The organism is Kosakonia sp. (genome assembly GCF_032052965.1).
GTDB lineage: Bacteria > Pseudomonadota > Gammaproteobacteria > Enterobacterales > Enterobacteriaceae > Kosakonia.
The window spans coordinates 1-24,173 of record NZ_DAMBVN010000010.1; the positions used below are offsets into that span (position 1 = coordinate 1).

General features: G+C 53.9%; 24 protein-coding genes. 9 read left to right on the top strand and 15 right to left on the bottom strand.

Annotation, left to right across the window (positions count from 1 at the left end; all coding sequences use genetic code 11):
* Nucleotides 1-537: 537 nt before the first annotated feature.
* On the top strand, nucleotides 538-897 hold the full coding sequence (locus RTX30_RS13365) for a FlxA-like family protein (RefSeq protein WP_312690523.1): 360 nt from the start codon (nucleotides 538-540) through the stop codon (nucleotides 895-897).
* On the opposite strand, the gene RTX30_RS13370 is transcribed toward RTX30_RS13365, so the two are convergent.
* A complete protein-coding gene (locus RTX30_RS13370) occupies nucleotides 888-1,817 on the bottom strand; it encodes a LysR family transcriptional regulator (protein WP_312690525.1) in 930 nt (309 codons plus the stop codon). The two genes, RTX30_RS13365 and RTX30_RS13370, sit on opposite strands and share 10 nt — an antisense overlap.
* Nucleotides 1,818-1,906: 89 nt before the next feature.
* Here RTX30_RS13370 and RTX30_RS13375 point away from each other — a divergent pair, with 89 nt between their 5' ends.
* Nucleotides 1,907-2,896 (top strand): bile acid:sodium symporter family protein, encoded by a 990-nt coding sequence (locus tag RTX30_RS13375; RefSeq protein WP_312690527.1) that lies wholly within the window; start codon nucleotides 1,907-1,909, stop codon nucleotides 2,894-2,896.
* On the opposite strand, the gene RTX30_RS13380 is transcribed toward RTX30_RS13375, so the two are convergent.
* The 3 genes from RTX30_RS13380 to zipA all read right to left on the bottom strand — a co-directional run bounded on the left by RTX30_RS13380 (nucleotide 2,893) and on the right by zipA (nucleotide 6,204).
* Nucleotides 2,893-3,108: a DUF3820 family protein gene (locus tag RTX30_RS13380; protein ID WP_312690529.1), complete on the bottom strand. Its 216-nt coding sequence runs from the start codon at nucleotides 3,106-3,108 to the stop codon at nucleotides 2,893-2,895. The genes RTX30_RS13375 and RTX30_RS13380 overlap by 4 nt on opposite strands.
* On the bottom strand, nucleotides 3,109-5,127 hold the full coding sequence (gene ligA / locus RTX30_RS13385; RefSeq protein ID WP_312690531.1) for an NAD-dependent DNA ligase LigA: 2,019 nt from the start codon (nucleotides 5,125-5,127) through the stop codon (nucleotides 3,109-3,111).
* 69 nt (nucleotides 5,128-5,196) lie between these two features.
* Nucleotides 5,197-6,204, bottom strand: a complete 1,008-nt coding sequence (gene zipA / locus RTX30_RS13390; RefSeq protein ID WP_312690533.1) for a cell division protein ZipA — start codon at nucleotides 6,202-6,204, stop codon at nucleotides 5,197-5,199.
* A gap of 228 nt (nucleotides 6,205-6,432) precedes the next feature.
* On the opposite strand from zipA, the gene cysZ reads away from it, so the two are divergent.
* The 5 genes from cysZ (at nucleotide 6,433) to crr (ending at nucleotide 11,268) form a co-directional block, all read left to right on the top strand.
* Nucleotides 6,433-7,194, top strand: a complete 762-nt coding sequence (cysZ, locus tag RTX30_RS13395) for a sulfate transporter CysZ (protein ID WP_312690535.1) — start codon at nucleotides 6,433-6,435, stop codon at nucleotides 7,192-7,194.
* A 140-nt stretch (nucleotides 7,195-7,334) separates the two neighbouring features.
* Nucleotides 7,335-8,306 (top strand): cysteine synthase A, encoded by a 972-nt coding sequence (gene cysK / locus RTX30_RS13400; protein ID WP_312690537.1) that lies wholly within the window; start codon nucleotides 7,335-7,337, stop codon nucleotides 8,304-8,306.
* A 379-nt stretch (nucleotides 8,307-8,685) separates the two neighbouring features.
* The gene (ptsH, locus tag RTX30_RS13405; RefSeq protein WP_007370907.1) at nucleotides 8,686-8,943 is read left to right on the top strand and encodes a phosphocarrier protein Hpr; all 258 of its coding nucleotides are present in this window, start codon (nucleotides 8,686-8,688) and stop codon (nucleotides 8,941-8,943) included.
* 47 nt (nucleotides 8,944-8,990) lie between these two features.
* On the top strand, nucleotides 8,991-10,718 hold the full coding sequence (gene ptsI, locus RTX30_RS13410; RefSeq protein ID WP_312690540.1) for a phosphoenolpyruvate-protein phosphotransferase PtsI: 1,728 nt from the start codon (nucleotides 8,991-8,993) through the stop codon (nucleotides 10,716-10,718).
* A 40-nt stretch (nucleotides 10,719-10,758) separates the two neighbouring features.
* Nucleotides 10,759-11,268, top strand: coding sequence for a PTS glucose transporter subunit IIA (crr, locus tag RTX30_RS13415; protein ID WP_049841435.1), 510 nt, complete (start codon nucleotides 10,759-10,761; stop codon nucleotides 11,266-11,268).
* A 41-nt stretch (nucleotides 11,269-11,309) separates the two neighbouring features.
* Here the strand turns inward: crr and pdxK are convergent, their stop codons facing one another.
* The 10 genes from pdxK to RTX30_RS13465 form a co-directional block, all read right to left on the bottom strand.
* On the bottom strand, nucleotides 11,310-12,149 hold the full coding sequence (gene pdxK, locus RTX30_RS13420) for a pyridoxine/pyridoxal/pyridoxamine kinase (RefSeq protein ID WP_312690542.1): 840 nt from the start codon (nucleotides 12,147-12,149) through the stop codon (nucleotides 11,310-11,312).
* Nucleotides 12,150-12,166: 17 nt separating this feature from the next.
* Nucleotides 12,167-13,078, bottom strand: coding sequence for a cysteine synthase CysM (gene cysM, locus RTX30_RS13425; protein WP_312690544.1), 912 nt, complete (start codon nucleotides 13,076-13,078; stop codon nucleotides 12,167-12,169).
* Nucleotides 13,079-13,197: 119 nt separating this feature from the next.
* Nucleotides 13,198-14,292, bottom strand: coding sequence for a sulfate/thiosulfate ABC transporter ATP-binding protein CysA (gene cysA, locus RTX30_RS13430; RefSeq protein WP_312690545.1), 1,095 nt, complete (start codon nucleotides 14,290-14,292; stop codon nucleotides 13,198-13,200).
* Nucleotides 14,282-15,157 carry a sulfate/thiosulfate ABC transporter permease CysW gene (gene cysW, locus RTX30_RS13435; RefSeq protein ID WP_312690547.1) on the bottom strand — a complete coding sequence of 292 codons (876 nt, stop codon included), beginning with the start codon at nucleotides 15,155-15,157 and terminating at the stop codon, nucleotides 14,282-14,284. Before cysW ends, cysA begins: the two co-directional genes overlap by 11 nt.
* Complete coding sequence (cysT, locus tag RTX30_RS13440; protein WP_312690549.1) at nucleotides 15,157-15,990, bottom strand: sulfate/thiosulfate ABC transporter permease CysT; 834 nt, start codon at nucleotides 15,988-15,990, stop codon at nucleotides 15,157-15,159. The genes cysW and cysT overlap by 1 nt, the downstream gene beginning before the upstream one ends.
* Nucleotides 15,990-17,006, bottom strand: a complete 1,017-nt coding sequence (locus RTX30_RS13445; protein ID WP_312690551.1) for a sulfate ABC transporter substrate-binding protein — start codon at nucleotides 17,004-17,006, stop codon at nucleotides 15,990-15,992. Before RTX30_RS13445 ends, cysT begins: the two co-directional genes overlap by 1 nt.
* A gap of 175 nt (nucleotides 17,007-17,181) precedes the next feature.
* Nucleotides 17,182-18,081: a Dyp-type peroxidase gene (locus RTX30_RS13450; protein WP_312690553.1), complete on the bottom strand. Its 900-nt coding sequence runs from the start codon at nucleotides 18,079-18,081 to the stop codon at nucleotides 17,182-17,184.
* A gap of 90 nt (nucleotides 18,082-18,171) precedes the next feature.
* On the bottom strand, nucleotides 18,172-18,744 hold the full coding sequence (locus RTX30_RS13455; RefSeq protein ID WP_312690555.1) for an RpoE-regulated lipoprotein: 573 nt from the start codon (nucleotides 18,742-18,744) through the stop codon (nucleotides 18,172-18,174).
* Nucleotides 18,745-18,807: 63 nt separating this feature from the next.
* Nucleotides 18,808-19,257, bottom strand: coding sequence for a DUF2919 domain-containing protein (locus RTX30_RS13460; RefSeq protein ID WP_312690557.1), 450 nt, complete (start codon nucleotides 19,255-19,257; stop codon nucleotides 18,808-18,810).
* Nucleotides 19,244-19,669, bottom strand: a complete 426-nt coding sequence (locus RTX30_RS13465; protein WP_312690559.1) for a GNAT family acetyltransferase — start codon at nucleotides 19,667-19,669, stop codon at nucleotides 19,244-19,246. The genes RTX30_RS13460 and RTX30_RS13465 overlap by 14 nt, the downstream gene beginning before the upstream one ends.
* A 214-nt stretch (nucleotides 19,670-19,883) precedes the next feature.
* Here RTX30_RS13465 and amiA point away from each other — a divergent pair, with 214 nt between their 5' ends.
* Nucleotides 19,884-20,759 (top strand): N-acetylmuramoyl-L-alanine amidase AmiA, encoded by an 876-nt coding sequence (gene amiA, locus RTX30_RS13470; protein ID WP_312690561.1) that lies wholly within the window; start codon nucleotides 19,884-19,886, stop codon nucleotides 20,757-20,759.
* Nucleotides 20,756-21,655, top strand: a complete 900-nt coding sequence (gene hemF / locus RTX30_RS13475) for an oxygen-dependent coproporphyrinogen oxidase (RefSeq protein WP_312690562.1) — start codon at nucleotides 20,756-20,758, stop codon at nucleotides 21,653-21,655. The genes amiA and hemF overlap by 4 nt, the downstream gene beginning before the upstream one ends.
* A 45-nt stretch (nucleotides 21,656-21,700) precedes the next feature.
* Here the strand turns inward: hemF and maeB are convergent, their stop codons facing one another.
* A complete protein-coding gene (gene maeB, locus RTX30_RS13480; RefSeq protein WP_312690564.1) occupies nucleotides 21,701-23,980 on the bottom strand; it encodes an NADP-dependent oxaloacetate-decarboxylating malate dehydrogenase in 2,280 nt (759 codons plus the stop codon).
* Nucleotides 23,981-24,173 lie beyond the last annotated feature (193 nt).

The window sequence follows — 24,173 nt, forward strand, 5'->3', positions numbered from 1 at the left end:
GAGCAGTTGACTTTTAATCAATTGGTCGCAGGTTCGAATCCTGCACGACCCACCAATGTAAAAAAGCGCCCTAAAGGCGCTTTTTTGCTATCTGAAATTTCACAGCATATCCCATGAGACAACGGCTTATCGAGGCGCGAGCAAATCCGGGCCATTTTCTACCCATTTTTGCCCTTTACTCTCCCGCCCTGCTAAGCATTGCGCCAAGAAGTCATCTGCGCCTTATCCCATCTATGATGCTAAAAATGCAGCCAGAGATATCACCACATAAAGATTATTTTTTATATGTCATAAGTGCCTGCCAGCACGGACACAATACCTTACATTTACCTTAAGCTGGCACTAAAAGCCGTGTTATCTGCAATCATTAACACAATAAAATTCTTTATTTTTCAATAGTTAAATGACGCAACAGAGATCCATAATTTATCCTTATTCTGTGAATATGATGCTCACATTGCGCTCACTGTTTGAACGCAACTCAAGAAGTTTTTGGTTACGCCGATAATGATGTTTTATGGCAAAAAGGGAGGCACAATGACAACAATCTCAGCAACAACCCCGTCAGTAGTACAAAGCAATACCAGTAAAACCAGCGGCAGTTCATCCTCTGCCAGCAGCGATACCGCTGCGCAGATCTCCCGGATCAGCGCGCAGATCACCAAATTGACTCAACAGCTGAAAGAAATTTCTAACGGCAGTGGTAGTACGGAAGAGAAAAAGAAACAGCAAGAAATCATCCAGGCGAAGATCCAACAGCTGCAAGCGCAACTGGCACAATTACAGCGTAAACAAGCGGAAGAAGCTGAACAGAAACAAGCTCAGCAGCAACCGCAAGCAAAAGCGGAAGGTGTAAATAACCCTTCAGACGATCACCAGATTGATATTTACGTCTGAGTAAATAATGGATCGTCCTCTCGGGCCCGGTTTAAACACCGGGCCTGTTCTTTTACGACTTCCCATAACGCCTGCGCCGCCCCGGAAAGCGAACGGTTTTTTCGTCGTACCAGCATAATTTTACGCAACATCTCCGGCGCCAGACGTTTTACCGCCAGTTGGCTTCCCTGGGGCAACGGTAACGCCAGTGCCGGTAAAATACTGATGCCAATACCCGCTTCCACCATCGGAAAGAGCGTAGCCGGATGGCCGATCTCCTGCACAATCTGCGCCTGTATGCCGAAGTGCAACAGCGCGGCGTCAATCAAAGCCCGGCTTCCCGACGCGTAATCCTGCACCACCAGCCGCGCGCCATCTAACGCCAGCCAGGGCACAGAAGCCAGTTGCGACCATGGGTGATCGTTACGGCACAGCAAAAAGAACGGCTCTTGCAGGATCTCCTCACTCAGTAAATCGCTGACAGGGCCAGGATCGATAACAATACCGAAATCGACTTCGCCCTGGCGGATGCTCTCCAGCACCCATTGTTGCGGCCTGTCGTGAAGCACAAAATCAATCTCCGGATAAAGTTGATTGCTGCTGGCAATGCACTGCGGGATAAGATGTGCCGAAATCGTCTGACTGGCCGCAACACGCACTGTGCCGGTTAATTGCTGCCCTACCCGCCCGGCTTCACGCAGCGTGCTGCTAAGCTCATCTAACACACGCTCAAGGCGCAGTGCCAGCTGTTGCCCGGCTTCCGTGAGCACCACTTCACGGGTGGTACGATCCAGCAGACGCACACCCACTTGCTGTTCCAGCTCCTTAACACTGTGACTGACAGCAGACTGACTCAGGCCAATGATGTCCCCTGCCCGGCTAAAGCTTTTGGCCTGCGCTACCGTGACAAATACGCGCAACTGACGTAAAGAATAATTCATATTAAAAATTCATGAATGGATGCAATAAATCAATTTTATTTCTCAAAGCAGAAAAAGCACAATAGCGGCATCGTCTTTCAGGAGTGCATATGAAACTGTTTCGTATTCTCGACCCTTTTACACTGACCCTCATCTGTACTGTTTTACTGGCTTCCTTCTTTCCCGCGCGCGGCAGCTTTGTGCCTTTTTTCGAATGGCTGACCACTGCCGCGATTGCATTACTGTTTTTTATGCACGGGGCCAAACTCTCCCGCGAAGCGATTATTGCCGGTGGCAGCCACTGGCGTTTACACCTGTGGGTCATGTGCAGCACGTTTGTTCTGTTCCCCGCACTGGGCGTGTTGTTTGTCTGGTGGTCGCCCGTGAATGTCAGCCAGGAGCTGTATAGCGGTTTCCTCTACCTGTGCATTTTGCCGGCTACGGTCCAGTCGGCTATCGCCTTTACCTCGCTTGCTGGCGGTAATGTGGCCGCAGCCGTCTGTTCCGCATCGGCATCCAGCCTGTTAGGGATCTTCCTGTCGCCGTTGCTGGTCGGACTACTGATGAACCTGCATGGCGCCGAGGGTAGCCTCGACCAGGTGGGCAAGATTATGCTGCAACTGTTGCTGCCGTTTGTGCTCGGCCACCTTTCCCGCCCGTGGACTGGCGCATGGGTGGCAAAACACAAAAAGTGGATTTCCAAAACCGACCAGACCTCGATTCTGCTGGTGGTTTACTCCGCCTTCAGTGAAGCGGTGGTGAACGGAATCTGGCACAAAGTCGGGCTGGGGTCGCTGCTGTTTATCGTGGTCGTCAGTATGGTGCTGCTGGCAATCGTGATTGCGGTGAACGTGGTGGTGGCGCGCAAATGCGGGTTTAACAAAGCCGATGAAATCACCATCGTATTCTGCGGCTCGAAGAAAAGCCTCGCCAATGGTATCCCAATGGCCAATATCCTGTTCCCGACATCGGCCATTGGCATGATGGTATTGCCGTTGATGATTTTCCATCAGATCCAGTTGATGGTTTGCGCTGTACTGGCACGTCGCTACAAACGCCAGGCGGAAAAAAGCCAGGCGCAGGAAGCAGCGAAAGCTTAACGACGTTTCAGGGGCTGAACCAGATGCGTCAGCCCCTCGGTTTTAATCAGCAACGTAATTTGCATCAGTTCGCCCAGCTTCCCGGCGGGAAACTCATCCTTGCGGGCAAACCACAGCAGGTACTCTTCCGGCAGATCAATCAACCGTCGCCCCTGGTATTTACCAAAAGGCATGACGGTATTGGCAATCTCGACCAGGTGCTCCTTTTCCATTTACTCTCCCAGCAACCTGATCATTTCCGCTTCGTCAATCACGGCAATGCCCAGCTCTTGCGCTTTCGCCAGTTTGGAGCCTGCCGCTTCGCCCGCAATAACCAGGTCGGTTTTCTTCGAGACGCTCCCCGCCACTTTCGCCCCCAGCGCGGTTAAGCGCGCTTTGGCTTCATCGCGGGAAAGCTGGCTCAGACTGCCGGTCAGGACGACCGTTTTTCCGGCAAACGGGCTGTCGATCTCTTCTGCATTTACCGCCACCGGTGCGGGCCAGCGGATGCCCACATCGCTGACCAACTGGCGAATAACCTCGCGGTTACTCTCTTCATTAAAGAAATTGTCGACATGCTTAGCCACGACGACGCCCACATCCGGGACTTTTTGCAGTTCATCAACAGAGGCTGCCATCAGGGCTTCCAGTGTTCCAAAATACGCAGCAAGCCCGGCGGCTGTTGCTTCACCCACTTCCCGGATGCCAAGCGCATAAAGGAAGCGGGCAAAGGTTGTCTCTTTGGCTTTTTCCAGCGCATTAACGATGTTTTGTGCCGATTTCGGCCCCATGCGATCCAGCCCGGTCAGTTTTCCGGCACTTAAACGGAACAGATCGGCAGGCGTATGCACGTACTCTTTTTCGACCAGTTGATCGATGATTTTATCGCCCATACCGTCGACATCCATCGCGCGGCGGGAGACGAAGTGTTTCAGCGCTTCTTTGCGCTGTGCGCCGCAAATCAAACCGCCTGTACAGCGCGTTACCGCTTCGCCTTCCACACGTTCCACATCAGAGCCGCAGACCGGGCAGTGCGCCGGGAACACCACTTCCCGCGTCTCTGGCGGGCGCTCGGAAAGCACCACATTCACAACCTGTGGGATCACATCCCCGGCGCGGCGGATCACCACTTTATCGCCAATGCGTAATCCAAGACGGTCAATCTCATCGGCATTATGCAGAGTGGCATTACTCACCAGCACCCCGGCAACCTGCACGGGTTCAAGGCGAGCTACCGGCGTGATAGCCCCGGTTCGCCCGACCTGAAACTCCACGTCACGCACGTACGTCATCTGCTCTTGCGCCGGGAATTTAAACGCCACAGCCCAACGCGGCGCGCGGGCAACGAAACCAAGTTGCTCCTGCAGGTCGAGAGAATCAACCTTGATCACCACACCATCAATATCAAAACCCAGCGTAGGGCGATCATTTTCCACCTGATGGTAAAACGCCAGTACCGCTTCCGGGCTGTCACACAGGCGTATGCGATCACTCACAGGCAAACCCCAGGCTTTGAACTGCTGTAAGCGCGCCAGATGACTACGCGGCAGTTCTCCTCCCTCCAGGACACCGACGCCATAACAGAAGAAAGTGAGCGGGCGTTTGGCGGTGATTCGCGGATCGAGCTGACGCAGCGAACCGGCAGCTGCATTTCGCGGGTTAGCAAACACTTTTGCCCCGGTACGGCGTGCGTCTTCGTTGATTTTCTCAAACCCAGATTGCGGCAAAAACACTTCTCCGCGGACTTCAAGCCGCGCAGGGATATTGTCGCCGTGGAGTTTCAATGGAATAGAGCGAATTGTTCGCACATTGGTGGTGATATCCTCACCCGTTGTGCCATCACCACGCGTTGCCGCGCGGATAAGGACACCCTGCTCGTAAAGAATACTTACCGCCAGGCCATCAAGCTTCAGTTCACAGCAGTAGGTCAGGGCATCCACACTTTTCAGGCGATCCTGCACGCGTTTGTTGAAGGCGAGAAAGCTCTCTTCGTCAAAGACGTTATCGAGCGACAGCATCGGCATTTCATGGCGCACCTGGCTGAAGGCAGTTAATGGCGCAGCACCAACGCGTTGTGTCGGTGAATCCGGGGTGATCAAATCGGGGTGTGCCGTCTCCAGCTCGCGCAGCTCGCGCATCAGACGATCGTACTCCGCATCCGGGATCTCCGGCGCGTCCATAACATGATACAGATATTCATGATGGCGAAGGGTGGTTCGCAGTTCAGTCAGTTGTTGTTCAATTGATTCCATATCGCACCATCAATGATAAAAAACCCCCGACTGGCGGGGGTTCTGGAAGGGGATCGTTTTAGCGGACCATTACGCGTTGGCGTCTTTAACCTCGCGAATACGATCCTGGTATTCACGCAGTTTTTGCGGCGTCATCATGCGGCGCTGATCGTCAAGCACCACGCCGCCGACTTCATCGGCAATATGCTGAGCGGATTGCAGCATCAGCTTAAAGTTTTGCAACTCGTCGCCGTACGAAGGCACCTGCATGAAAATCGTCACGCCTGGCGTGGTCAGTTCGCCCATCATCTCGACGTCGAATGTACCAGGATTCACCATATTCGCCAGGCTGAACAACGCCGGACCGCTACCGTCAGGGCTGAGATGGCGATGGAAAATGTTCATATCGCCAAATTTAAAGCCAGCCTGCAGAATGCTGTTCAGCAGGACATCACCATTCAGCGTACTGCCATGATGTGCAGCCACGTTCATAATGATCACCGTCTCTTTACGCTGCGGTTTTTCTACCGGCGCGTCGACAACCGGCTCAGGTTCCGGCTGCGGAGCCGGTTCCTGCATCTGTACCTGCGGTTGAGGTTGTTGTTGAGGTTGCTGCTGAGGCTGATGTTGGTGCAGCGGCGCATGCTGCTGCGGAGCCTGAGGCTGGCGCACCGGCGATGCATCAAACACAGGCGCCTGCGGAGCGGGACGCTCAGGTTGCGGCGAAGAAACAGGCTGTTGCGGTGCAGCGTGCACGGGATCTTCCGGCGCGTGTACCGGCGCCGATGGGCGCGGCTGTGCCGACGCATAAGGCGGCTGATATTGATGCTGCGGCGGCTGACGCGGCGCATCCTGCTCGCTTGCGCCTCTGGCTGCGGTATTCACTTTATGAACACGCACTTCACCAACGCCTTCGTCGTCTTCGACATCCTCGTCATATAACTCGTCATCGTCGCGACGCGACTTCATGCGTTTTAATGGGCGATCGCGGAACATAGAAGAACGTTCTTTGCGGCTGGTCCAGAACCCGTGAACCAGTAACGCAATTATGGCGATCGCGCCAACAATGATTAATATCAGACGCAAATCCTGCATCATTATATTCTCTGTTGTTCTAACACCTTGCCACCACGGCAAACCTTTACTCACTAAGAGTATTTGCCCATTACCTCAAGTGCAAGTGCGCGGTTGGCATTCACCGCATAAAGATCTGCTAAATCGTGCTTTTTGCTGTTTTTTCGAACATTTCTGAACGGGTTTCCCCCGTCTGATGAATATTATAAGCTTCAGTTTTTCCGGCTGTAAGAAAAGGAGTATAGCCAGATTATGAATCCCTCGACCCCGGCCTCTGTACGCAGCGGTGTTTTTTACTTTTCTCAGGGCTGGAAGCTGGTCACGCTGCCCGGCATTCGTCGTTTCGTGATCCTGCCGTTACTGGTGAATATTCTGCTGATGGGCGGCGCATTCTGGTGGCTGTTTACCCGTCTAGATAGTTGGATCCCTTCCTTAATGCGTCACGTACCTGACTGGCTGCAGTGGCTCAGCTATCTGTTATGGCCGGTTGTGGTTATCTCTATTCTGTTAGTGTTCGGCTATTTCTTCTCGACCATCGCCAACTGGATTGCCGCACCGTTTAACGGCCTGCTGGCAGAACAACTTGAAGCGCGCCTCACCGGCGCTACGCCGCCGGATGCCGGGATTGGTGAGATGCTTAAAGATGTGCCGCGTATTATGAAACGCGAATGGCAGAAACTCGCCTGGTATTTGCCGCGCGCTGCTGTTCTGTTGCTGCTTTATTTTATTCCTGGCGTTGGGCAAACCGTTGCGCCGGTGGTGTGGTTTCTGTTCAGCGCGTGGATGCTGGCGATTCAGTACTGCGATTATCCCTTCGACAACCACAAAGTGCCCTTTAAAGAGATGCGCGTTGCGCTGCGTGCCCGTAAGGTCACCAATATGCAGTTTGGCGCGCTGACCAGCCTTTTTACGCTGATCCCGGTGTTGAATCTGGTCGTAATGCCGGTTGCGGTCTGTGGCGCAACGGCAATGTGGGTCGATTGCTACCGTGATAAGCATGCGGCGTGGCGTTAAGGAATTATTCCTTTTCTTATTCCATACTGCTTAGCATTATTTCGACGCAGTATATAGATATGCGAATTCCTTACTTCCGCATCAACAGTAAGTGCGTATGCTGATGTGGTTCCCAAAATTCAGACAGTTAAGGACAGGCTATGAGTAAGATTTTTGAAGATAACTCGTTGACTATTGGTCATACGCCGCTGGTTCGACTGAACCGCATCGGTAACGGACGTATCCTGGCGAAGGTCGAGTCCCGCAACCCAAGCTTCAGCGTGAAATGCCGTATCGGTGCCAATATGATTTGGGATGCCGAAAAACGTGGCGTACTGAAACCGGGCGTTGAGCTGGTAGAACCCACCAGCGGTAATACCGGTATTGCGCTGGCTTACGTGGCGGCGGCGCGCGGTTACAAACTGACGCTGACCATGCCGGAAACCATGAGCATCGAACGCCGTAAACTGCTGAAAGCCCTGGGCGCAAATTTGGTGCTGACCGAAGGCGCAAAAGGCATGAAAGGCGCGATCCAGAAAGCAGAAGAGATTGTTGCCAGCGATCCGGCTAAATTCCTGCTGTTGCAGCAGTTCAGTAATCCGGCTAACCCGGAAATCCACGAAAAAACTACCGGCCCGGAAATTTGGGAAGATACCGACGGTCAGGTTGATGTGTTTATCTCCGGCGTGGGTACCGGTGGTACGCTGACTGGCGTTAGCCGCTACATCAAAAATACCAAAGGCAAAACCGATCTAATTTCGGTAGCGGTCGAACCGACCGACTCGCCGGTTATTTCACAGGCGCTGGCGGGTGAAGAGCTGAAACCCGGCCCGCATAAAATTCAGGGTATCGGTGCAGGTTTTATTCCTGGCAACCTGGATTTGAAACTGATCGATAAAGTTGTCAAAATCACCAACGAAGAAGCCATTAGCACTGCACGTCGTCTGATGGAAGAAGAAGGTATTCTGGCTGGGATCTCTTCTGGCGCAGCAGTTGCTGCCGCGTTGAAACTGCAAGAAGACGAAACCTTCACCAACAAAAATATCGTGGTGATCCTGCCCTCTTCAGGCGAACGCTATTTAAGTACCGCTTTGTTTGCAGACCTGTTCACGGAAAAAGAACTGCAACAGTGATGCCAGATTGTTAAATACGCGCAAAAAAGCACCCATCGAGGTGCTTTTTTGTGGCGTACATCAAATTTTTACCCCACCTGGCATTGCCTGGATCCTCAGGGTCTGGTATTTAACCATCACATTTATTTTGAAGCGCGAAATTAATCTGATGTCTGATTTGAGCTAGCTGAATCGATTTTATGATTTGGTTCAATTCTGGCTTTAGCGGCATAATGTTTAATGGTGGTCGAAACGTCAGCGATCGAAGGTCTACGGCTGTTTGGTCAGTCGGCTTCTGTCTCTTGTTCTGTTACGCCAGCGCTAACTATACAGGCTAAAGTCCAACCGCCAGGCTAGACTTTAGTTCCACAACACTAAACCTATAAGTTGGGGAAATACAATGTTCCAGCAAGAAGTTACCATTACCGCTCCGAACGGTCTGCACACCCGCCCTGCTGCTCAGTTTGTTAAAGAAGCGAAAGGCTTCTCTTCTGAGATCACTGTGACTTCCAACGGCAAAAGCGCCAGCGCGAAAAGCCTGTTCAAACTGCAAACTCTGGGCCTGACTCAGGGCACCGTTGTCACGCTGACCGCTGAAGGCGAAGACGAGCAAAAAGCAGTTGAACATCTGGTTAAACTGATGGCGGAACTCGAGTAAGTTTTTCCGGGTTCTCTTCAAGATCAGTCACAAGTAAAGGTAGGGTTATGATTTCAGGCATTTTAGCATCCCCGGGTATCGCTTTCGGCAAGGCATTGTTGCTGAAAGAAGACGAGATCGTCATCGACCGGAAGAAAATTTCTGCCGACAAGGTTGACCAGGAAGTTGAGCGTTTCCTGAGCGGTCGTGCCAAGGCATCGGCACAGCTGGAAGCGATCAAAACGAAAGCGGGTGAAACTTTCGGTGAAGAAAAAGAAGCCATCTTTGAAGGGCACATCATGCTGCTCGAAGATGAGGAGCTGGAGCAGGAAATCATAGCCCTGATTAAAGATAAGAGCATGACTGCCGATGCTGCGGCGCATGAAGTTATCGAAGGTCAGGCAACTGCCCTGGAAGAGCTGGACGACGAATACCTGAAAGAGCGCGCAGCTGACGTGCGCGACATCGGTAAACGCCTGCTGCGCAATATTCTGGGTATGCCGATTATCGACCTCAGCGCAATTCAGGACGAAGTGATCCTGGTTGCTGTGGATCTGACGCCGTCAGAAACCGCACAGCTGAACTTGAAAAAAGTGCTCGGTTTTATCACCGATCTTGGCGGCCGTACTTCCCATACATCCATCATGGCGCGTTCCCTTGAGCTGCCAGCGATTGTGGGTACCAGTAGCGTTACCGCTCAGGTTAAAAATGACGACTATCTGATCCTCGATGCCGTAAACAACAAAGTTTACGTCAACCCGAGCGATGAAGAGATCGAGACACTGCGCGCTGCGCAGGCTCAGGTCGCCGAAGAGAAAGCCGAACTGGCGAAACTCAAAGATCTGCCGGCAATCACCCTTGATGGCCATCAGGTTGAAGTCTGCGCCAACATCGGTACCGTTCGCGATATCGCGGGCGCGGAGCGCAATGGCGCTGAAGGTGTTGGCCTGTACCGTACCGAATTCCTGTTTATGGATCGCGACGCGCTGCCGACTGAAGAAGAGCAGTTCGACGCCTATAAAGCGGTAGCTGAAGCGTGTGGCTCACAGGCTGTTATCGTGCGTACCATGGACATTGGCGGCGATAAAGAATTGCCGTACATGAACTTCCCGAAAGAAGAGAACCCGTTCCTTGGCTGGCGCGCAGTGCGTATCGCCATGGATCGTAAAGAGATCCTTCGCGATCAGGTTCGCGCTATCCTGCGTGCTTCGGCTTTCGGCAAACTGCGTATTATGTTCCCGATGATCATCTCTGTTGAAGAAGTGCGTGCACTGAAGAAAGAGATTGAGATCTACAAACAGGAACTGCGCGATGAAGGCAAAGCCTTCGACGAAACGATTGAAATTGGCGTAATGGTGGAAACCCCTGCCGCTGCGACAATTGCTCGCCATCTGGCGAAAGAAGTTGATTTCTTTAGTATCGGTACCAATGATTTAACGCAGTACACTCTGGCAGTTGACCGTGGTAATGATATGATTTCACATCTTTACCAGCCGATGTCACCGTCCGTACTCACTTTGATCAAGCAAGTTATTGATGCTTCTCATGCTGAAGGCAAATGGACTGGCATGTGTGGTGAGCTTGCTGGCGACGAACGTGCTACACTTCTGTTGCTGGGGATGGGTCTGGATGAATTCAGTATGAGTGCCATTTCTATCCCGCGCATTAAGAAGATCATTCGTAACACGAACTTCGAAGATGCGAAGGTGTTAGCAGAGCAGGCTCTTGCTCAACCGACAACGGACGAGTTAATGACGCTGGTTAACAAGTTCATTGAAGAAAAAACAATCTGCTAATCCACGAGATGCGGCCCAAATTACTGCTTAGGAGAAGATCATGGGTTTGTTCGATAAACTGAAATCTCTGGTTTCTGATGATAAAAAAGACACCGGAACCATTGAGATTATTGCCCCGCTTTCTGGCGAAATCGTTAACATTGAAGATGTACCTGATGTTGTTTTCGCTGAGAAAATCGTTGGTGATGGCATTGCTATCAAACCGACCGGCAATAAAATGGTAGCTCCGGTTGACGGCACTATCGGCAAAATCTTTGAAACCAACCATGCCTTCTCTATCGAGTCCGATAGCGGCATCGAGCTGTTCGTTCACTTCGGTATCGATACTGTTGAACTGAAAGGCGAAGGTTTCAAACGTATCGCGGAAGAAGGCCAGCGCGTTAAAGTTGGCGATCCGGTAATCGAATTTGATCTGGCCCTGCTGGAAGAAAAAGCCAAGTCTACCCTGACGCCGGTTGTTATCTCCAACATGGATGAAATCAAAGAGCTGATCAAGCTGTCTGGTAGCGTGACCGTGGGCGAAACCCCGGTGATCCGCATCAAGAAGTAAGCTCACCACATATAAAAAAAGGCGCCGCAAGGCGCCTTTTTTTATCGCGTCGGCAGGATCAGCTCGTCGTAACCCTTCTCAAGGGTATATCCCATCACATCGACTACCCGCTCTCCCGCTGCGCGCACGGCCTCATCAAGCGACTTACCCTGTACAATGCCGCTCACCAGCTCAGAACAAAACAGATCGCCCGTGCCTTTTAACTCCGTTGCCACGCGCGGATAACCGCTGATGGTCACCCCGCTTGCCGTCACCAAAACCACATGAATTTGCCCGTCATCCACATCCACGGGCGCACTGGTGATCGCCACCCAGTGCAATGTTTCTGATAATAGCCCCTGCGCCGCCTCAATGGCACTTTGCAGATCCCGGCATGGTTTACCACTTAACACCTCCAGCTCGAACACATTCGGCGTGATACCCTGCGCGAGCGGCAACAAATGGTCGCAATAGGCCTGGGGGATTTCCGGTTTTACATAGATGCCGCTGTCCGTATCGCCAATTACCGGGTCGACCAGAATCGTCAGTTGCGGATGCTTTTCTCGCAGCGTCATGAGCCACTGCGCCAGCAATTTTATCTGGCTGGCGCTCCCCATATAGCCAGTGGTGACGGCTTTGACGTCACGCAAAACGTCGCGCTCTTCCAGCGCCCGTAAATAACCGCTGAACCACTCATCAGGGATAACACCGCCGTAAAAGGTGTCATAGTGCGGCGTGTTACTGAACAGCACCGTCGGCACCGCCAAAACATTCAACTGGTGCTGACGAATATTGGGTACCGCAATGCTGTTACCTACGCTGCCATACACAACCTGCGACTGCACTGCCACAATATCGGCCTGCTGCGCCCGGGTTTTGTCCCTGAACAGGATCATCTCCATTACGTCTCCTTTACGGGTTAAATCCCCGCGCCCTGCGAATAACTCTCTTCTCCAAACACACCGGTGGAGAGGTAGCGATCGCCACGATCGCAGATAATCGCCACGACCACCGCACCGGCATTCGCTTTCGCGATGCGTAAAGCCCCTGCAACGGCACCGCCGGAACTGACGCCGCAGAAGATCCCCTCCTTCACCGCCAGTGCACGCATGGTATTTTCCGCCTCACGCTGATGGATATCCAGCACCTCATCAACCAAAGCGGCGTTAAAAATGCCGGGCATATACTCTGCGGGCCAGCGACGAATCCCCGGGATGCTGCTGCCCTCTTCCGGTTGCAGGCCGACAATGGTCACCGGTTTGTTCTGCTCGCGCAAAAAGCGCGAGACGCCGGTAATGGTGCCCGTCGTGCCCATGCTGGAGACAAAATGGGTTATGCGCCCGCCGCTCTGTTGCCAGATTTCCGGGCCGGTGGTGGTGTAGTGGGCATAAGGGTTATCGGGATTGTTGAACTGATCGAGCAGCTTGCCTTCGCCGCGTTGCGCCATTGCCAGTGCAAGGTCGCGTGCACCTTCCATCCCCTGCTCTTTGCTGACCAGCACCAGTTCAGCTCCGTAGGCCCGCATAGCTGCGCGCCGCTCCTGACTCATGTTGTCTGGCATTAGCAACTTCATCCGGTAGCCTTTCAGTGCCGCAATCATCGCCAGCGCAATTCCCGTATTGCCGCTGGTCGCTTCAATCAACACATCGCCAGGCTTAATTTCGCCGCGTTTTTCCGCCTGCACTATCATCGACAATGCAGCACGATCTTTAACCGATCCTGCGGGGTTATTTCCTTCAAGCTTGACCCAGATTTCACTGCCGTTACCCGGTGTCAGACGTTGTAGTTTGACCAGCGGCGTATGGCCAATGGTTTGTTCTAATGTGTTCACGATTTTCGCTCAATAAAAAAGCCGGGTGACGCTACGCGTACCCGGCCTACAAAGCTATGTAGAGATTGTAGGCCCGGTAAGCAAAGCGCCACCGGGCGATAGACATGCTGACTAACCTATCAGGCAGATTCCGCCAGAGCAAGCGTCTGCGCGGCTTCAATACGTTCGTTACCGTTATACAGGCGCGCATTCTGCAAGCCGACGAACAGCCGCTCGCCGCGCACCGGAGCCGGCTCATCACGCATAACCACGGTGAGCGGGTCCGGATTCCAGCCCAGCGGCTGCACAACTAACTGCGTGTAGTGCCCTTTCGGGCTGGCTTCCAGCACCTGTACCGGCAACGGTGAATCAAGACTGGTGCGCCGACTAACGTCCACTTCCCACGGGCGCAGGAACAAATCCACCTCGCCCTGATAAGAAGGCGTATATCCCAGCGGCCAGCGGTGTGCGCCAACATGGAATTGCCCGCCACGCACCGTTCCTTTCAGGCGATTAACCTCACCCATGAATTCCAGCACAAAACGGGTCGCTGGCTCACGCCAGACCTGATCCGGCGCATCGGCCTGTTCAATATTACCCTGGCTCATTACGACCACGCGGTCCGCCACTTCAGTGGCCTCTTCCTGGTCATGAGTGACAAACACACTGGTAAATTTCAGCTCTTCATGAAGCTGACGCAGCCAGCGACGCAGCTCTTTACGCACCTGCGCATCCAGCGCGCCAAAGGGTTCATCCAGCAGCAGGATTTGCGGCTCTACCGCCAGCGCACGCGCCAGGGCAACACGCTGCTTCTGTCCGCCAGAAAGTTGAGCCGGGAAGCGATCGGCCAGGTGTGCAAGCTGCACCATTTCCAGTAACTTCATCACTTTGGCTTTGATGGCAGCCGCATTCGGTCGTTCGCGCCGCGGCAACACCGTCAGCCCGAAAGCAATATTGTCGAACACCGTCATATGGCGAAACAGCGCATAATGCTGAAACACAAAACCTACGCGGCGCTCGCGGGCATGCAACCGGCTGACATCGGTACCGTGAAAACGAATGCGACCGCTGGTCTGATGCTCCAGACCGGCAATAATGCGCAGCAATGTGGTCTTACCGGAACCGGACGGCCCCAGCAACGCCACCATTTGCCCGGAAGGGATATCCAGCGAGATATCATTCAGCACCTGGGTGCGACCAAAAGACTTCTTAATATTGGCAATCTCAATGCTCATGATTTCCCTCCTGTTGCTGGCGTTTTTCCTGATTGTTCAAACGCCACTGCACCGCACTCTTCAAAAACAGCGTCAAAATAGCCATCAGGGTCAGCAGGCCCGCGGCGGTAAACGAACCGACCGTATTGTAATCCTGCTGCAGTAATTCAATCTGCAACGGCAGCGACAACGTTTCGCCGCGAATCGAACCGGAAACCACCGACACCGCACCAAACTCGCCAATCGCACGGGCGTTGGTCAACACCACGCCGTAGAGCAGCGCCCAACGGATGTTCGGCAGCGTCACACGCCGGAACATCTGCCAGCCGGACGCGCCCAGCAGAATAGCTGCTTCATCTTCCTGGCTGCCCTGACTCAACATCACCGGCACCAGCTCACGTACCACGAACGGGCAGGTTACAAACACTGTCACCAGTATCATACCGGGCCATGCGAACATAATTTGCAGGTTGTGTTCGTCCAGCCAGCCACCGAGCGGCCCATTGGAGCCGTAAAACAGCAGATATACCAGACCGGCGACCACTGGCGATACCGCAAACGGAATATCGAGCAGCGTCAACAGCAACTGGCGGCCGGGGAAATTAAACCGCGTCACCAGCCATGCCAGCAACGTACCAAACACCAGGTTCACCGGCACCGTGATCAACGCAATCAATACCGTGAGCCAGATAGCATGCAGCATGTCGGCATCGGCCAGGTTTTGCAGCACTGGCGCCAGCCCTTTACTGAACGCCTGCACGAAGATGTAAATCATCGGCACGACGAGGATAAAGGCAGAGAGCAGAATACCCGCGCCAATCAACAACCATTTACCCCAGTTCACCTGAGGTTTGTCGTAGCGTTTCAATTCAGTTATTTCCGCCATTAGTGACCTACCACACGCTGGCCAAAGCGACTTTGCAAAGTGTTAATGGAGAACAGCAGCAGCAATGAAGCAGCAAGGATTACAGACGCAATCGCGCTGGCGGCCGGGTAGTCAAACTCCTGCAGCCGGACAAAAATCATCAGCGAGGTCACTTCCGTCTTCCAGGCAATATTCCCGGCGATAAAAATCACCGCACCGAATTCGCCCAGGCTGCGGGTAAAAGAGAGCGCCACACCGGCTATCAACGCCGGAGAAAGCTCCGGTAAGACCACTTTGCGAAAACTCTGCCAGCGCGTTGCACCCAGCGTTTCCGCCGCTTCTTCATATTCCGGTCCCAGTTCTTCCAGTACCGGTTGAATGGTGCGCACCACAAAGGGAATGCTGGTAAACGCCATCGCCACGGCGATCCCCAGCCAGGTGTAGGTCACTTTAATATCGAACTTCGCCAGCCATTCACCGTAGAAACCGTTCACTGAAAACAGCGACGCCAGCGTCAGACCGGCAACTGCTGTCGGCAATGCAAAAGGCAGATCAATTAATGCATCCAGCAACGTGCGGCCAGGAAAGCGGTAGCGAGTAAGGATCCAGGCCATCAACAGGCCGAACACGCCATTAAACACCGAGGCGACAAACGCAGACAGCAGTGTGACTTTGTACGCCGCCACCACCTGCGGGTTCGAAATCACCTCCCAGTACTGCCCCCAGCTCATCTGCGCCAGTTGCATCACCAGCGCGCTCAACGGCAACAGCAACACCAGGCACACAAAAAACAGGCTGCTGCCCAGGCTTAAACCGAAACCGGGCAAGACACGTTTAGCCGCTCCTGCAAACATTACTTACGCCCCGCCGCCAGTAACTTATCCAGCTCGCCGCCACTGGCGAAATGGGTTTTCATCACTTCCGGCCATGAACCAAACTTCTCTTCCACGCGGAATAACGCCGTCTGCGGGAACTTATCGCTCAGTTTTGCCATGACATCAGGGTTGTTCACACGGTAGTAGTAATCCGTAATAATGGTCTGCGCCTGTGGGGAATACAGCCAGTTGAGATAGGCTTTCGCCGCTTTTTCTGTGCCGTTGGCTTTCACGTTTTTATCCACCCACGCGACCGGGAACTCAGCCAGAATGTTGACCTTCGGCACCACCACTTCAAATCCCTGGGCTGCATACTGCTTGCTGATATTATTTACTTCAGACTCGAAGGAGATCAGCACATCGCCAAGGCCGCGCTCAACAAAAGTGGTAGTCGCACCGCGCCCGCCGGTATCAAACACTTCAACGTTTTTCAAAAACTGCGTCATAAACTGCTGCGTTTTGGCGTTATCGCCACCCTCCGCCTGCTCGGCTGCCCCCCACGCCGCCAGGTAGGTGTAGCGTGCGTTGCCGGAAGTTTTTGGGTTCGGGAAGATCAGCTTCACGTCAGAACGCACCAGGTCGTTCCAGTCGTGGATATTTTTCGGGTTGCCTTTACGTACCAGGAACGCCATGGTCGAATAGAACGGTGAACTGTTGTTCGGTAAACGGCTCTGCCAGTTCGCCGGGATCAGGTTACCTTTGTCATGCAGGATCTGCACATCGGTCACCTGGTTATAGGTCACAACATCGGCCTTAAGGCCTTGCAGAATAGCCAGCGCCTGCTTTGAGGAACCGGCATGGGATTGCTTGATCGTCAGCTTATCGCCTGCGTTATCTTTAGCCCACTGCTGTTCAAACGGCGTATTGAGCGCCGCAAAAAGCTCACGAGAAACGTCGTAGGAGCTATTAAGCAGTTCCGTCGACTGCGCCTGCGCAACACACAGCGTCATGGCTGCCAGCGTCAGATATCCTTTTTTAAGTAAGTTAACGGCCATTGCGCACCTTTATAAGCTGATGACTCTTCGACCATCAGTTTATTTATAACGCGCATGAAACCAGTAACGGTTTTATATACCAATTGGTGATTTGGAATCAGAAAAGAATATAAGGAGAAGGGAGTGTGCCGGGCAGTTGCAGCCTTGCCCGGCCTTGCTGTTGTGCGGTGTAAAACTACAGCGTCAGCAGTCTGTCGAGAGAGGGCGCGAAATAATATCCGCCCGTGACCGGGCGGGTGAAGCGCAGCATTGCGTCGCGCTTACCGTCGGTATCGCCAAACATACTTAACAGTTGCTGCTCAATATTATAAAGGCGCGCGCAATAGGTGCAAAAATAGAGACCGTGCGTGCCGCTGGCGGTGCCGTAAGGCAGACTCTGGCGGACAATTTTCAGTCCCTTGCCATCTTCTTTCAAATCAACGCGGGTCAGATGAGATGTGAGCGGGCGCGCATCGCCGTCGAGCTCTTCGTTGGCCTCTTTGGTACGGCCAATCATCATCTCCTGGTCGCCCACACTCATGCGGTTAAGCTGCTTCAGGTTATGTTCCCAGCGCTGCACCATCACGTAGCTGCCACCGGCGTCAACCCCCGTTTGAATAATCGCCACCTCACGGCGTTTCTCTTCGCCTGCCGGGTTTTCCGTGCCATCAACAAAGCCGCTGAGATCGCGATCTTCCACCCAACGGAAACCATGGGTTTCTTCTTTCACGCTAAGCACATCGCCAAAAGCGTCCAGTGCGGCCTGCGCCACCGAAAAGTTAACGTCATGACGTAACGAAAGAATATGGAACAGCACATCGTGCTGCGTTGCCGGGGCCAGCCCTTTCCCATAACCCGGGAAGGCTTTCAGCTCCTCAGCCCCTTCGCCGCCGCTCAGTTCGCGCCAGACGCGGTCGCCAAAAGCCACCACCGCGCCGAGAGCCGCATCGGGGAATTTAACCTGAAACGTTGCCAGTTTATCGGCAAACGCTTTACAACCTGCGCGCAGGGCATCTGTGTCCCCGTTTACGCTGGCCTCAATCCAAATTGCCGCACGGCAATGCTCTGGCAAAATGCCACTTTGAACCTGGGACATCACTCCTCCTGAGAAAAATGCCACGCATCCGTGGCATTGATGCCCGCATTGTACTCGTTTTCTGTCGCTTATCGGCGCGTTTCGATCAAATTAACGGCGCCAAATCAGCTTGCTGACTTTCCAGTGTTTCAGCAGGTCGTCAGACGGCATTAACCCTTGCGGGCCGCTCCATGCACCACTGAACAGATAGCTAATATGTTGGCTGCCAGGGGCTTTACATTCCACGCTGGCGCTGTCGTCGCCGCTGCCCATCACGCAGTTACCGAAGGCCTTGTCATACAGGTCAGTAAACGGTGTGCCGATCTTCACGCCTTTTTCGCTGGCAACCTCGGTGTCCAGAACATCAATGCGACTTACGGCCCCGTTCTCACCGTTAATCACCAATGCCAGTTGGTCATCCTTCAGCGCTTCGAAATAACGCACGATGGTGCCTTTTTCGGTTTTCATGCCGCTGCGCAAATGATAACCGCTTAATGCCTCGCCTATTGCCTGCTCGCTGAGCGGCGTGCTGGCGGTGATAGTGCCCACGCCATTTTCACTAACCTCAAGGGACGAACCAAACCAGTTCCACGGATACGCCACAGACCAGTTCACAGAGGAGAGCGTGGAACAGCCCGCTAACGCCAGCGGCAACACGCAAATAACCATACGCAGGGATTTCATGCACACATTCCTTTCTTGTTCATTTAACGCCTGTTGGAGTCGCTAAAGGATAAAAAGTGCCGTTTAATCTGCATCTGTTGTAAAACAGGCGCGCAGACGACGGTTAGTCAGCCACCACCATAATGCCACACTATCGGCAATCACCAGCCCCAACGCCGTGCCTGAAACGGCTTCGCCGCTAAACCAGCGCCAGAACTGCCAGACCAGCAGCAACAACTGCGCCAGCAACAGTAAGACGTACATCGCGCGCCAGAGTTGGGGAAAACGCGCCCGCCGTCCGCTGAGTAAAAACGCCAGCGCCGCAGGCATACCAGGCAATAGCCCGAGCCAGAAGGCGTCATGATCGGGGTAAAACAAGGTGAGCAACGCATCGCCCTGCCCGCGCGACGCGCCGGCAATCACAAACAGCACCCAGGTGCGGGCCTGTAACAACAACACGCACCAGAACAGGAAAGGAAGTTTTAGGCGACCGTGGCTATCGTAATCGGCGGGGTGGATATCAGTACTCTTCATCTTCAATCAAACGCTTGCCCAGACTCACCGCGTCGACGTGCTCATAGCCCAGACGTTCATACATCCCGATGACCATCTCGTTCTCTTCCCGCACCATCAGATTAATTTTGGGGCAACCGCGGGCAATCAGCTTTTTTTCCAGACGGTTGAGCAGCGCATTGGCAATGCCGCGCCCACGAAATTCAGGATGAACACCCAGGTAATAGGCCGATCCGCGATGGCCGTCGTACCCCCCCATTACCGTGCCGACCACTTCGCCACCCACTTCTGCTACCAGGAACAGACTCACATCGTGATTCACTTTGCGTTCAATATCCATTTCCGGATCGTTCCAGGGGCGCAGCAGACCACAACGCTCCCACAAGGTGATCACTTCTTCGAAATCTGCCTGGCGAAAAACGCGTATCTCCATGGTATTTCCCATCTTTTTTAGCTGTGATAATAGCGATTATGGCCCGAAGCGGCGCCGTAGCCAATATCCGGCGTCATCGACCAGGAAAAATGGCATAATGTCACTCTGTCACGTATTGAAATGAAAAGTAAAACAATAGTTCTTACGGACTGTCGTAACCGCAAACACGATACGATATAACACCTAAGACCACGGATAATACAATTCAGGCTGTATGAGCACCTTTAAACCTTTAAAAACCCTCACATCGCGTCGTCAGATCCTGAAAGCAGGTCTGGCCGCACTGACATTGTCGGGCATGTCTCGCGCCATCGCCAGGGAAGAGCCCCCCTTAAAAACCACCACCGGCCACAGTAAGCCAAAAGCGAAAAAAGCCGGTGCACGTCGCATTGTGATGCTTGACCCCGGCCACGGCGGGATTGATACCGGCGCCATTGGCCATAACGGCTCAAAAGAGAAGCACGTGGTGCTGGCGATCGCCAAAAATGTTCGCGCGCAGCTGCGCGCCAAGGGCATAGACGCTCGCCTGACGCGCACCGGCGATAAATTTATCCCGTTGTATGACCGGGTAGAGATTGCCCACCAGCATGGTGCGGATCTGTTTATGTCGATCCACGCCGACGGCTTTACTAACCCCAGTGCGGCGGGCGCATCGGTCTTTGCGCTTTCTAACCGCGGCGCCAGTAGCGCGATGGCGAAATACTTGTCGGATAAAGAAAACGCCGCCGATGAAGTCGCCGGTAAAAAAGCGACAGATAAAGACCACCTGCTTCAGCAGGTGCTGTTCGATTTGGTGCAAACCGACACCATTAAAAACAGCCTGACGCTGGGCTCGCACATTCTTAAACAGATCAAGCCAGTGCATCGCCTGCACAGTAGCAGCACGGAACAGGCCGCGTTTGTGGTGCTAAAATCCCCGTCGATCCCCTCGGTACTGGTGGAAACATCCTTTATCACCAACCCGGCGGAGGAGAAGCTGCTCGGCACCACGGCCTTTCGCCAGAAGATCGCTACCGCCATCGCCGATGGTGTGTTGAGTTACTTTAGCTGGTTCGATAACCACAAAGCCCATGTGAAGAGACGCGGATGAAACCCGATGTACAACCGGTAAAAGAAGCCCTGCTCCAGCTGCAGGATGAGATTTGTCGCCAGCTTTCCGCCATCGACGGCAGTGAATTCGCCGAGGACGTATGGCAACGGGAAGCGGGCGGCGGCGGGCGCAGCCGGGTATTGCGCGGCGGCAGTGTGTTTGAGCAAGCCGGAGTTAACTTCTCGCATGTGCACGGCGATGCCATGCCCGCCTCCGCCACTGCACACCGTCCGGAACTGGCAGGACGCAGTTTTGAAGCCATGGGCGTGTCGCTGGTGGTGCACCCGAGCAACCCTTATGTGCCGACCAGCCACGCTAATGTGCGCTTTTTTATTGCCGAAAAACCCGGCGCCGATCCGGTATGGTGGTTTGGCGGCGGTTTCGATCTCACGCCCTATTACGGTTTTGATGAGGATGCGCAGCACTGGCACCGCACGGCCCGGGATCTCTGTCAGCCGTTTGGCGAAGAGGTCTATCCGCGTTACAAAAAGTGGTGCGATGATTACTTCTACCTCAAACACCGGGATGAGCAGCGCGGGATTGGCGGGCTGTTTTTTGACGATCTGAACACCCCGGACTTTGATCACTGCTTCGCCTTTATGCAGGCCGTGGGGAAAGGGTATACCGAGGGTTACCTGCCGATTGTGGCGCGGCGTAAAGACCTGCCGTATGGCGAACGCGAGCGTGATTTCCAGCTCTACCGGCGTGGGCGTTATGTGGAGTTTAACCTGGTGTGGGATCGCGGAACGCTGTTCGGTTTGCAAACGGGCGGGCGTACCGAGTCGATTCTGATGTCAATGCCGCCGCTGGTGCGCTGGGAATACAACTACCAGCCCGCAGAAGGCAGCCCGGAGGCCGCCCTCAGCGAGTTTATAAAAGTCAGAGAGTGGGTGTAACTTTCCAGCTGCTATCCGGCAGCCTGTGCCGGATAGCATGGAAAATCACAACGGTTGTGTTTGCGCTTCAACGACCGCCAGCGCGACCATATTTACAATACGGCGTACCGAGGCTATCGGCGTTAAGACATGCACCGGTTTCGCTACTCCCATCAATACCGGCCCGACGGTGACCCCCTCCGAACTGGAAACACGCAGCAGGTTATAGCTAATGCGCGCCGCTTCCACATTCGGCATGATCAGGATATTCGCCGCCCCTTTTAACGGGCTGTCCGGCATACGCTCGTGGCGAATGGTTTCATCTAACGCGGCATCGCCGTGCATTTCGCCATCGATCATCAACTCCGGCGCTCGCTCCCGTACCAGCGCCAGCGTCTCACGCATTTTCACTGCCGCCGGGGCATTGGAGGAGCCAAACTGCGAATGTGACAGCAGCGCAACACGCGGTTCAATGCCAAAGCGTCTCACTGTTTCTGCCGCCAGCAGGGTGATCTCCGCCAGTTGCTCAGCGGTAGGATCTTCATTCACGTAAGTGTCGGTAATAAAGGTGTTGCCGCTTGGCAGCAGTAGCGCGTTCATCGCCCCGGCCACATGCACGCCATCGCGATAGCCAAAGATTTGCTGCAGCACGCCAAAGTGCTCATGGTAGTCGCCAATGGTGCCGCAGATTAACGCGTCCGCTTCGCCACGATGAACCATGATGGCGCCAATAATGGTGGTGTTGCCGATCACCGCACGCTGCGCCTGCTCCTGCGTGATCCCACGGCGTTTCATGATGGCAAAGTACTCGGTCCAGTACTCTTTAAAGCGCGGGTCAGATTCGTTATTGACGATCTCGAAGTCCACTTCCGGGCGAATTTGCAGACCAAGCTTTTGAATGCGCATTTCAATAACGCTCGGGCGACCAATGAGGATCGGTTTTGCCAGCCCCAGCGTGACCAGTTCCTGCGTGGCATGCAGTACACGCGGCTCTTCCCCCTCGGCCAGCACCACGCGCTTCGGCGCATTACGGGCCTGTGAGAAGATCGGTTTCATAAACAGATTGGTTTTGTAGACAAACTCAGTAAGTTTATCGATATAAGCATCAAAATCGGCAATCGGCCGTGTCGCCACACCGGATTTCATGGCCGCCTTCGCGACCGCAGGGGCGATTTTGACAATCAGGCGCGGATCAAACGGTTTCGGGATCAGGTAGTCCGGGCCAAAACTCAGATCCTGATCGCCATAGGCGGAGGCCACGACTTCGCTTTGTTCAGCATGCGCCAGCTCGGCAATTGCGTTCACCGCCGCCAGTTTCATTTCTTCATTGATCGCCGTTGCGCCAACATCCAGCGCGCCACGGAAAATAAACGGGAAGCAAAGGACGTTGTTCACCTGGTTGGGGTAATCAGAACGGCCGGTACAGATTATGGCATCCGGACGTACCGCTTTCGCCAAATCGGGCAGGATCTCTGGCTCCGGGTTAGCCAGCGCGAGGATCAGCGGCTGGCGCGCCATCTCTTTTACCATCTCTGGCGTCAGAACTTTTGGCCCGGAACAGCCGAGGAAGATGTCCGCGCCGGCCACCACTTCCGCCAGCGTGCGTTTACCGTCATCGTCCACGGCATATGCGGCTTTGGTTTCGGCCATGTTGGGCTCACGCCCTTTGTAAATCACCCCTTTCGAGTCGCAGACCACAATATTGTGTTTCTGCATCCCGAGGGCCACCAGCAGATTCATACAGGCAATGGCCGCCGCGCCTGCGCCAGAGACGACCATGCGCACATCAGAGAGATTTTTCTCAACGACACGCAAACCATTCAAAATGGCAGCCGTGCTAATAATTGCTGTGCCGTGTTGATCGTCATGAAATACCGGAATATTCATCCGTTCGCGCAATTTGGCTTCAATGTAGAAACACTCCGGCGCTTTGATATCTTCAAGGTTGATGCCGCCAAAGGTCGGCTCCAGCGCGGCCACAACGTCGATCAATTTGTCCGGATCCTGCTCATCCACTTCGATATCGAAAACATCAATACCGGCAAATTTCTTGAACAGTACCCCTTTCCCTTCCATCACCGGTTTACCGGCCAGCGCGCCAATATTGCCAAGGCCCAGCACCGCGGTGCCGTTAGAGATCACCGCCACCAGATTACCGCGGGCGGTATATTTGTAAGCCGCGAGAGGATCCTTTTCGATTTCAAGGCACGGTGCGGCAACGCCAGGCGAATAGGCCAGCGCCAGATCGCGCTGGGTGGCGAGGGGCTTAGTCGGGGAAACCTGAATTTTCCCCGGTCTAGGGAATTCGTGGAAATCGAGGGCACTTTGTTTTAACTGGTCATCCATTTGAGGTTCCTTTCACGTTGCTTTCAGAGTGATAAAGCGTGATTACGATCCCGATGCGCCGCCTAGTATGGCCTCTGTCGCGGTGACAAACTTTGAACATAGCCAAAATCTCGCCATTCCATAAACAAAATTTCTATCAATTACTCACATCTTTGTTACCCGTCACTAACAGCAAGCAAGGGGGCTGTCTGCT